The sequence below is a fragment of the Sulfurihydrogenibium yellowstonense SS-5 genome (assembly GCF_000173615.1).
Classification (GTDB): Bacteria; Aquificota; Aquificia; order Aquificales; family Hydrogenothermaceae; genus Sulfurihydrogenibium; species Sulfurihydrogenibium yellowstonense.
Map to the genome: position 1 here is coordinate 1 of NZ_ABZS01000049.1, position 9836 is coordinate 9836.

General features: G+C 31.6%; 13 protein-coding genes. 5 read left to right on the plus strand and 8 right to left on the minus strand.

Annotation, left to right across the window (positions count from 1 at the left end; translation table 11 throughout):
• The 7 genes from SULYE_RS03025 to SULYE_RS03055 all read right to left on the minus strand — a co-directional run.
• On the minus strand, positions 1-424 hold a 424-nt coding region (locus SULYE_RS03025; RefSeq protein ID WP_007546388.1), incomplete at its 3' end, for a hypothetical protein.
• A 5-nt stretch (positions 425-429) separates the two neighbouring features.
• A complete protein-coding gene (locus SULYE_RS03030; protein ID WP_007546390.1) occupies positions 430-798 on the minus strand; it encodes a HAMP domain-containing protein in 369 nt (122 codons plus the stop codon).
• Positions 799-821: 23 nt separating this feature from the next.
• Positions 822-1334: a DUF4149 domain-containing protein gene (locus SULYE_RS03035; RefSeq protein ID WP_007546392.1), complete on the minus strand. Its 513-nt coding sequence runs from the start codon at positions 1332-1334 to the stop codon at positions 822-824.
• A complete protein-coding gene (ndk, locus tag SULYE_RS03040) occupies positions 1324-1740 on the minus strand; it encodes a nucleoside-diphosphate kinase (RefSeq protein ID WP_007546394.1) in 417 nt (138 codons plus the stop codon). Before ndk ends, SULYE_RS03035 begins: the two co-directional genes overlap by 11 nt.
• A gap of 344 nt (positions 1741-2084) precedes the next feature.
• Entirely contained in the window at positions 2085-2747 is a 663-nt protein-coding gene (locus SULYE_RS03045) for a hypothetical protein (protein WP_007546396.1), read from the minus strand.
• Positions 2737-3639 (minus strand): KaiC domain-containing protein, encoded by a 903-nt coding sequence (locus SULYE_RS03050; protein ID WP_007546398.1) that lies wholly within the window; start codon positions 3637-3639, stop codon positions 2737-2739. The genes SULYE_RS03045 and SULYE_RS03050 overlap by 11 nt, the downstream gene beginning before the upstream one ends.
• A gap of 77 nt (positions 3640-3716) precedes the next feature.
• Positions 3717-4385, minus strand: a complete 669-nt coding sequence (locus SULYE_RS03055; RefSeq protein WP_007546400.1) for a M48 family metallopeptidase — start codon at positions 4383-4385, stop codon at positions 3717-3719.
• 799 nt (positions 4386-5184) lie between these two features.
• On the opposite strand from SULYE_RS03055, the gene SULYE_RS03060 reads away from it, so the two are divergent.
• The 5 genes from SULYE_RS03060 to SULYE_RS03080 all read left to right on the plus strand — a co-directional run bounded on the left by SULYE_RS03060 (position 5185) and on the right by SULYE_RS03080 (position 8962).
• Positions 5185-5841, plus strand: coding sequence for a hypothetical protein (locus SULYE_RS03060; RefSeq protein WP_007546402.1), 657 nt, complete (start codon positions 5185-5187; stop codon positions 5839-5841).
• Entirely contained in the window at positions 5838-6599 is a 762-nt protein-coding gene (locus SULYE_RS03065; RefSeq protein ID WP_007546404.1) for a tRNA (adenine-N1)-methyltransferase, read from the plus strand. The genes SULYE_RS03060 and SULYE_RS03065 overlap by 4 nt, the downstream gene beginning before the upstream one ends.
• Complete coding sequence (proB, locus tag SULYE_RS03070) at positions 6600-7706, plus strand: glutamate 5-kinase (RefSeq protein WP_007546405.1); 1107 nt, start codon at positions 6600-6602, stop codon at positions 7704-7706.
• An 11-nt stretch (positions 7707-7717) separates the two neighbouring features.
• Positions 7718-8542, plus strand: coding sequence for a signal peptide peptidase SppA (sppA, locus tag SULYE_RS03075; RefSeq protein ID WP_007546406.1), 825 nt, complete (start codon positions 7718-7720; stop codon positions 8540-8542).
• A gap of 72 nt (positions 8543-8614) precedes the next feature.
• Positions 8615-8962: a HesB/IscA family protein gene (locus SULYE_RS03080; protein ID WP_007546407.1), complete on the plus strand. Its 348-nt coding sequence runs from the start codon at positions 8615-8617 to the stop codon at positions 8960-8962.
• A gap of 402 nt (positions 8963-9364) precedes the next feature.
• Here SULYE_RS03080 and mog read toward each other — a convergent pair.
• Positions 9365-9836 (minus strand): molybdopterin adenylyltransferase (gene mog / locus SULYE_RS03090; protein ID WP_007546409.1); only part of this gene is annotated, 472 nt, incomplete at its 5' end.

Genomic DNA, 9836 nt, shown 5'->3' on the forward strand with positions numbered 1-9836 from the left:
GATGATTTTCTTTTTCTAAACCAAATTGTTCTTCTGTTGGCTTTAAATATTCTTCATAATATAGCAATAGGTCTTTTTCATATTTTTTTAATTCTCTTGTAAGGTCTTGTGCAGCAATCTTTAAAAGTGAAAAGTTTGGTTTTCCAATATGGATTATACCTATGGCAATTTCAGTTGTTATATAATAAATCATGATTGAGAAATCTGTTCCTTCTGAAGATAAAAACTCTGCATTGAAATTCTTAATAGCATCATTTATTTCTAAAGAACGTTCTACCATTCTTGAAAAATAATCTTCTAACTTTTTAGATTTTTTAATATATTTTGAAGCTATAACTTTCCCTTTAGCAAAAACACCTATATAATAAGGTTTTAAATCATTAAAAGGCTTATTTAAAAGATTTTCTAAGGTTTTTACTTCCATATGATTTAAAGCTCACCTTTTTCTAATTTTTCCATAATTGTTTTCAAGCTAATTCTCATTCTTTCAAAGGATTCAGCTAATTCTTCTAATTCGTCTCCGGTTTTTTCTACTTTTATCTCATAATCAAGATTTCCCATGCTAACTTCTTGCATAGCTTGAGATACTACCCTTAGTTTTTTAACTATTATATCACCAATAATTTTTCTAATCCCAAAAACCGGGATTAAAAATAAAATTTGGGATCCTATTAACGCTATCAGAGACTTATAAAGTTCTGATGTTAAAAAGAAAACGAGAACAGCTACAAAAATAGCACCTATAAATGAACCCCCCAAAACTATAAGAAATATTTTGTCTAATACAGACTTTTTCATTTTACTTCCTCCCTTTTTTAGTATTATATACTATAGCTTTTTCGGTAATTTTTTAAAAACTTTAAAATATAAATTAGCATAAAAATTTCTATAATGATATTAACTAAATTCAAAACACTTGATATCCCATGGAAAGTTTTAAATCTACTAAAAATAATTTTAGCTTCGTTTTGTTTCCCTTCACTTAAAATATGGTAATACTCTGATTTTAAACTTTCAGCTATAGGTAAAATTGCCCTATCTAAAGCCATTGAGATTAAAATTAAAACTGCAGTAGCTATAACAAACCACTTTAGCTTTTTAATAATTTCTTTTTCTTTTACTGATAAGACACCTACTAATGTGTAAATGATGATTCCTGTTATCCAACCGGATTTAAAATAAAAGGGAAATATCTTGCTTACTATTTCTCCCGCTTCTTTTGTACTATAATGAGAAAAAAGGTAAGGAGTATATATAAAGGTTATAAATATACTCCCAACTAAAAGACAAAATAATAAAAATATTATTAAGCCATAAATATATTTATCCCACAAGCTCTATCCCGCTAAAGAAAAAAGGTATTTCATATGCAGCTGATTCTGGAGAATCTGAACCATGAACCGCATTTTCTCCTACATTAGTCCCGTAAAGCTTTCTTAAAGTTCCTTCTGCTGCTTTTGATGGGTCAGTTGCTCCCATTATTTCTCTAACTCTTGCAATTACATTCTCTCCTTCCCATACCATAGGAACTATTGGTCCGGAAGACATAAAATCACAAAGCTCGCCATAAAAAGGTCTATCTTTATGTACAATATAAAATTGCCCTGCCTGTTCATTTGTTAATTTTACTTTTTTTAGTGCAACAAGTTTAAACCCTTCATCCTCTAACCTTGAAATAATTTTACCTACAACATTTTTTCTTACTGCATCTGGTTTAGCGATTACTAAAGTCCTTTCCATCTAAAATCCTCCTTTTATAAATTTTTTACAGAATTATGATATCACAGGTTATATATAACTCAAAAGATGTTGAGAATGTTCCAAAATTTCTGTAAATTTTCCTTTCCTTGTCATCCTGAGGACGTAAGTCCGAAGGATCTCATCTTTTGATTTTTTTAATTTGAAAAGAAAAAGAAGAGATTTTTCGCACGGCTGCAGAATGACGGAATAGGTTATCATTCCTTTAGTGTTTATCATTCAACCTTTTCCTTTCATTCTGAGAACCTAAGTCCGAAGGAACTCCCTTTTTAAATTCTATAAAAATAAATAATTTCTCGCCCAAGGTATCCTCATTAATAACTAAATTAACCATTCATTCCAGAAATAGCTAATTTAATTTCGTGTAAAAGTTGAGACGGTGTTTTTATAGGATAGTGTATTTTATCTAAAACTTCTTCTGCGGAGTAGTTTTTAATTTTTACTCCTTTTAATCTTTCTTTTAATGCTGTAGCATCTTGAATTGGATATTTAATACCCTTAATATGTTTTAACACTGTATAAGCCCATGGAACTTCAAGAGCTTGAGCAACTTCTGTAGCTGTAATGCTACAGTAGTGAATTAATGTTTCTGCATCTCTACCTTCTTTAACCATTTTGAACGCAAGCTTAGCAATACCGCCAGCTGTATGAACTCTCAATTCTTTGGCTTCTTCTTTTGCTAATTCTTCCATCTTCTTTATTTTTTCCATTGCCAAGGTTGGGTCAGCTCTTAAGATATTTCTTACCGTGTTTTTTGTTAATCCAACCTTTTCAGCTATTTCTTCTTCTGTTTTTAGATACTCTTCTCTCAATACTATAACATATGCAGCCCTTGCTAAGCTTGGAAGCCATGTTAAAGTTCTATACTCTGTTAGTTTGTTTAAGCCGCCGAGTAAATCGATAGATTTGAAGAATACTCTACTGACAAGATGTTCTAAATCTTTTTCATTAATTTCTGTTGGCGGTAATCCTGTGATTTCAATAACCATTTTTAATACCTCCTATAGGTTCTTTTATTTTCACTAATCCTGTTTCTGTTATTTCAAGGAAATGTGTTCTTGTATCATGTCCAGACATTCTACAACCATCAATTCTAAACAATCTAACAATATCTCCTATTTCTTTTTTATACATTTTAGCTTTATATGGAGAATCTATTAACTCCTTAGCTAAAACCATGGTTCCGTCCACTATATGACCTACTGCATAACCACCTGCAGCTTCAGCTGTTAACTCCTCATGACCGCTTCTTTTTTGAGATACAAAGATAGCAGTTTGATACCATTTTTTCATAAAATTAAATAATCTTCTAACTATCGCCCTTGCTAACATTTCTTTGTTTTCAAAAAGCCCGGTTACTGAATCAATAACTGTAAATTTTACTTTGTAAGTTTTAATAACATAAGCTAAAGTAGCAAGTAGATCCGGCACATTTTCTCTTATTCTTGTTGAAGAGGCTGCATCGATTAAAATTATGTTGTCTTGAAAATCATCAAAATTTAATCCCATAGCCGCCGCTCTTAGCTTTAGAGAAGCAACAACAAAGTTAGCCGGAGATTCAACAGTAATAAATGCTACCTTATCACCCTGACTTGCACGGAAAACGGTAAACTGTTCTGCCATCAGAGATTTTCCTGTATCTGATACACCGGTTAAATTCATTACAGAATACGCCGGGATTCCCTTTAATGACACTTTTTCTAATTTCTTTTTGACTGGTTTTACAATAAAAAATAAATCGTCTAAGCCTTCAATTCCTGTTGGAACTCCATAGATTTCCGGAGCTTTTTCTAAGGCTTGGGAACCGGTAAAAACTGCTGTTAGGTCTGGCTCTGGTTTTCGCTGTTCTTCTTGAGATTCTTCACGATGTTCGTCAGCCATCATATCCCCCTATAATTTAATGGTTTTATACAAAATTAATTTAATGCACAGTTTTACTATTTGCAAACATTTATAACTTAAAACTTTAGCTTAAAACTATTTTTTAACCAATCATGATGTTTTTTGTATTCTGGCATACATTTTTTAAATTCATTCCAAAAATTTTTGCTATGGTTAAGTTCTTTTAAATGAGAAAGTTTGTGAACGATTACATAATCAATCACTTCTAAAGGTGCTAGTATTAAACGCCAAGAAAAATTCAAATTACCTTTTGCTGAACATGAACCCCATTGCTTGTTAGCATTGGTTATTCCTACTTTTTTAATACTGTATCCACATTTTTCAGCCCAATATTTTACTCTGTTAGGAATAATAATTTTAGCTTGTTTTTTATACCAATCGATAAATATTTCTCTTCTTTGATTTTTATAATCCTTTGATAAATAAAATCCATCTTGAAATTTTAACGGAGTTTCAAGATTTTCCACGATGTAAAGTTTATAAGCTTTACCAATATAAAGGAATTCTTCTCCGGCAACAAACTGTTTAAAATTAATTTCTTTGATTTTTTCCAATTCTTTTAATTTTTTAAGAATTTTATCTTTATGTTGTTCAATGATTTCAATGATTAATTTATTTGTTGCTTTTTTAGGAGCTTTCACAATTATGGTTCCATTTTCTGTAGGCTTTATTGCTATAGTTTTCCTGTTTGACTTAATTATCTTTTCAATTTTAATATCCTTCATGACATCATATATTTTATCAAATTAGAAAAGTGTAATAACATCTTGTCAAAAAAGGTAAGAATAATCAAGATTTTAGCTTTTGTTTTGGAGCTGTTTATAAAACAAGAGAGAAATTCTTATCTTGAAAAGAATGATTTTAGCAAAGTAAGCATATAAGTCCAAAGATATATAGAGACTGTTCCAAAAATCCAAATCGTCATTCTGCAGCCGTGTTGAGAATCTCATTTTCTTTTCAAATTAAAAAAATCAAAAAATGAGATCCTTCGGACTAAAGTCCTCAGGTTGACACAGGAGGGTAAGCTTACGAGAATTTTGTAAGATATATAAAGGTTAAATTTAGACTACAATTTTATTAAAATCTTACAAAAATTGTTATCCAATGGATACTCGGAAAGTAAAAATAGATTCTATATTTTATGAAAAGAGTTAACGATTTCAAAACAAGAAAGCTTCCACCAAATGTGTACACCCTCGATTAAAAAACAAAATAAGAAAAACTATCGTTTGAAATTGAAAAAGTCCGAAACTGCTTTTAAAAACGCTTCTTACGAAATTTTACGAGTGTTTAATAAAAAGTTTTCTATCCGGATACATAATTGTTGACAAGTTTCTTGTTTTGGATTTTTTGATGTCTTTATCAATTATTATTTTATTATTTTTCTATGTTTTACAAGTCTTTTGCTGCATCCTTTACAGTTTTATTTCATAAAGGACATCAAATTTTTAAGTTTTTGAGTTATAATTTTATACTATTCTTGTTACAAATTAATATCTTAAAAAACTATATGGAGGTAATACATTGGTAAAAGTTGCATGGAGCACCACACATCAGGAATTTATAATATCGGACCATTATTATTTTTCAAAATTACAAAGATACGCAAAAGAAAATGACATTCATGTTGATGAAGTTGATGAGTTTGAGAAATTTGCAGATTATGATGTAATAATTTTTAACTATCCTGAAATTCCTTTTAAAAAAGAAGAAGTTGATTTTATACAAGAGCTTGTAAAGAAGGGCAGAAAAGTTGGAATCTTTGCTTACTACAAAAACGAGGATAGAATAGCAGACACATGTAATACAATGTCTGAAAGATTTGGAATCAAGTTTAACGGTGATATCATCACAGATGATGTAAATAATTATGATAATGACAATTTATTGATTACTACAACAAAAACATTTGAAAAAATGAAAGAAAGAGGGATTGAAAAGGTTATTTTAGCTTGTACAGACTCTTTAACCATAACAGGGAATAACGTTCAAGCTTTAATTCACGCTGAAGATACTGCCAAATCTTTACTTGGAAAAGAGAAAATATTATTTGCAAGTTATATGGACCCATCAGGTGGTTGTTTTGTTGCAGGCGGCACATGTGTATTTTGGGATAACTATTCAATAGATTTATACAACAATAAACAACTGTCTATCGCATTACTCAGCCATAAGAAATGATAAAAGAAGGTGATACGGTTCATTTAAGGGGCAGAAAAAGCTCTTTTTTCATAATTTTAGAAAGGGGAAAGGAGCTTTCTACCCACCTTGGAAGCATTAAACATGATGATATAATCGGTAAAAATTTTGGAGAAACAGTTTTTACACATAAAGGTGAGCCTTTTATCTTAATTCGTCCTACTCTTTATGAGCTTATAATGTTTGGGATTAAGAGATATACTCAAATCATCTATCCAAAAGATTCTGCTTACATAACATTAAAACTTGGTCTTACAGATGGAATGAAAGTTCTTGAGTCTGGGATTGGTAGCGGTGCATTAACTATCGTAATGGCAAATGCAGTTAAGCCAAAAGGTAAAATTTATGTTTATGAAAAAGAAGAAAAATTTTTAAAAAATGCATTAAACAACCTAAAACTTGCAAAGCTTGATTATGTAGTACAGCCACATTTAAAAGATCTATCAGAAGAGATAGAAGAAAAAGATTTTGACGCTGCTTTTATAGATGTAAGAGAACCTTGGCTTTATTTAGAAAATGTAAAAAACGTTTTAAAGCCTGGTTCGATGATAGGTTTTTTGGTTCCAACAACAAACCAAGTCTCAGAAGTATTAAAAGAACTAAAAAAATTAGATTTTATAGATTTGGAAGTAGAAGAGATTTTACTTCGTCAGTACAAACCTGTTCCGGATAGACTTAGACCGGAAGATAGGATGGTAGCCCATACTGGATATCTAATTTTCGCAAGGAAAGGAAATTAAATGGAAAGAAGGCAGTATATAGAGAAAGCTAAAAGAATTGTAATTAAAATAGGTTCTCAACTTCTTGAAAAAGACAATGATATAGACACTGAGTTTATCTCAGACCTTGCAAGACAGATATCTTTACTAAAAGACAAAGAGATTATTATCGTTTCATCCGGCGCAGTTTTAGCAGGAGTCAAAAAATTAAAACTTCCATCAAGACCAAAGAACATCACAGAAAAACAAGCAGTAGCAAGCGTTGGACAGGCATATTTGATGCAAATCTATGATAAATTTTTCTCAGAGTATAATCTCATTATAGGACAGGTACTACTTACAATTGAAGGGCTTCAGGAGAGAAAAAGATATCTTTATGCAAAGGAAACTTTAAATAAGCTTATAGAGTTTAATGTTGTTCCAATCATAAATGAAAATGATGCTATTGCAGTTGAAGAAATTGTATTTGGAGACAATGATTTTTTGGCAGCACATGTATCGCTACTGACAGATGCAAATCTATTAATAATTCTTTCTACCGCCGGCGGTCTTTATACAGATGACCCCTCTAATCCGGACGCTAAGCTGATAGAAGAAATTAAAGCAGATGTAGACGAAGCTTTAAACTTTGCGAAAAGCTCAAAATCTAAATTTGGCAGCGGTGGAATGAGAAGCAAGCTTGAAGCTGCAAAAATTGCCACTCAACACTCAATTCCTGTAATCATTGCGCCAAAGAAAAAAGATATAATAGTTGATATTTTATCCGGAAATAAAATAGGAACTTTTATCCATCCTCACAAAGCAAAAAAGTCAAGCAGTAAAAAAAGTTGGCTTGAGCTTTTATCTTATCCAAAAGGAAAGCTGATTGTCGATGCTGGTGCAGAGAAAGCTTTAAAAGCGGGAAAAAGTTTGCTTCCAAGTGGAATTAAAGAAGTTGAAGGAATATTCAATCAAAAAGATGTAGTAGCTATAGCTAACGAAGAAGGAAACATTATCGGCAAAGGAATTGTAAATTTAGGCTACAAAGAAATTAAAAAGATAAAAGGTCTTAAAACAGAAAAAGCAAAAGAAATTTTAGGAAAAGATGTTGAGGAAGTTATACACGCAGATAACATTGTCATCTTTTAGAGGATAGAAAAATGAAGAAGAAGATCTTGATCGGAATAATAGCGTTGATAGTAATTTTTTATGTCATCTCTGCTTTGCGTTATGAATCTCAGCCAAAGGTTGGACTTATAAGAATAGAGGGAACCATTACAGATTATTTAGACACTGTGTCTATAATCTCACAAGCAACAAAAGATGAGAGTATCAAAGCTGTTGTGATTGATGTTGATAGTCCTGGCGGTGCTGTTGGTGCATCTCAGGAAATTTACAGAGCTATTGAAAAATTAAGAGAAAAAAAGCCTGTGGTTGTATCAATGGGAAACGTTGCTGCATCTGGAGGATACTATATCTCAGCTCCTGCTAATGTAATCTATGCAAACCCTGGAACAATAACAGGAAGCATTGGTGTAATCATTCAGCATGTTGATGTAAGCGAAATTTTAAACAAATTTGGTGTAAAAGTAAATACAATTAAAAGCGGAGCTAATAAAGATATTCTGTATCCAACAAAACCTTTACTTCCTGAGCAAAAAGCATTGCTTGAAAAAACTGTGATGGATGTTTACGATCAGTTTTTAGATGCAATTGTAAAATATAGACCTATCAAAAAAGACATTTTAAAAAGCTATGCCGATGGAAGAGTATTTAGTGGAAATGAGGCAAAAGCTCTTGGGCTGGTTGATAAAATAGGAAACATTCAGGATGCCATCTCGGAGGCTAAAAAACTTGGAAAGTTAAAGGAAGATGCACCTGTAATAGAACTTAAACCTAAAAAGTCATTACTGGATGAGTTTATGAATTCAAAGTTTGGAATGGAAAAGGTTAAATCAGGAATTTATTATATGATGTCCTTCTGATATGTATCATAACAACAAAAGTTTTTATGTAATATTTTAAATAATGAAAAATTCATTTAGGAGGAATTAAACATGTCAGTACAAACAGTAAACTTTATCGTAACAGAATCGGCTGCTAAGGAAATAAAAAGAATAGCAGACGAAAACCAAATTGAAAACCCAATTTTAAGGGTTAGAGTAGTTCCTGGTGGATGCTCTGGATTCCAGTATGCAATGGGATTTGATGATGAAATTGCAGAAAATGATAGAGTAGTTGAAGCTGAAAATGGCGTAAAAATCGCTATTGATGAATTTTCAGCTCCTTATATCAATGGAGCAGTTTTAGATTACGTTATGGACTTTATGGGCGGCGGATTTACAATTAAGAATCCAAACGCAGTAAGTTCTTGCGGTTGTGGAAGCTCATTCTCTTGTGGTTAATCTTTAACTAATAAATTCTGCACCGCTTAAGGCGGTGCTTTATTTTATAAGCAACCTATAATAACTCGGATAATGGACAAGAGATAAAATTAAAGTCCTAAATTCTCAGTTAAACTCAATAATTACAAATAAGCCACCTTTTCCTTGATGCTTATAATTCAGCCTTCTTTTAATGTTATCCTCGAGGACTATAGTCTTAAGGATGTATAAATCTAAAATTAATTTATAAAAATACAATACCTCGGGCGAGAAATTCAATAAAAGTAGGAGATTCTTCGCCGGCTGCATCATGACATCTAAGGCTATCCTTCCTTTAATGTTTATCATTCAATCTTTGACCGTCATCCTGAGGACGTAAGTCCGAAGGATCTCTTTTTTAAATTTTATAAAAGCCACTAATATTTACTTATTTTTGGGTCTAAATGATTTAATTTTATTAGGGTCTGTGTCTATGTATGCTCCTTCTATAAGGTCAATACAATAAGGGATTGCTGGCATCACAGCATCTAAGCATAATTTTATAGATTGAGGCTTTCCTGGTAGATTTACAATCAAGCAATTTTTTCTTATTCCGGCTGTTTGTCTTGATAATATTGCTGTTGGAACTTGAGATAGTGATACTTGTCTCATTAATTCGCCAAAACCGGGCATCATTTTTTCACAAACAGCTTCAGTAGCTTCAGGTGTTACATCTCTTTTTGCAGGACCGGTTCCACCTGTTGTTAGGATTAAACTGCATCCTTTATTGTCTATCATATCCATAAGTTCTTCTTTAATAAGCTCTAACTCGTCCGGAATCACTCTATAATCAACTTCAAAAGGTGTTATCAAAACGTCGTTAAGATAATCTATGATAGCTTTTCCGCTAATATCT

Coding starts and splice junctions, on each gene's coding strand:
- SULYE_RS03030 (WP_007546390.1), bottom strand. CDS start 798: ATGAAAAAGTCTGTATTAGACAAAATATTTCTTATAGTTTTGGGGGGT.
- ndk (WP_007546394.1), bottom strand. CDS start 1,740: ATGGAAAGGACTTTAGTAATCGCTAAACCAGATGCAGTAAGAAAAAAT.
- SULYE_RS03045 (WP_007546396.1), bottom strand. CDS start 2,747: ATGGTTATTGAAATCACAGGATTACCGCCAACAGAAATTAATGAAAAA.
- SULYE_RS03050 (WP_007546398.1), bottom strand. CDS start 3,639: ATGGCTGACGAACATCGTGAAGAATCTCAAGAAGAACAGCGAAAACCA.
- SULYE_RS03055 (WP_007546400.1), bottom strand. CDS start 4,385: ATGAAGGATATTAAAATTGAAAAGATAATTAAGTCAAACAGGAAAACT.
- SULYE_RS03065 (WP_007546404.1), top strand. CDS start 5,838: ATGATAAAAGAAGGTGATACGGTTCATTTAAGGGGCAGAAAAAGCTCT.
- proB (WP_007546405.1), top strand. CDS start 6,600: ATGGAAAGAAGGCAGTATATAGAGAAAGCTAAAAGAATTGTAATTAAA.
- sppA (WP_007546406.1), top strand. CDS start 7,718: ATGAAGAAGAAGATCTTGATCGGAATAATAGCGTTGATAGTAATTTTT.
- SULYE_RS03080 (WP_007546407.1), top strand. CDS start 8,615: ATGTCAGTACAAACAGTAAACTTTATCGTAACAGAATCGGCTGCTAAG.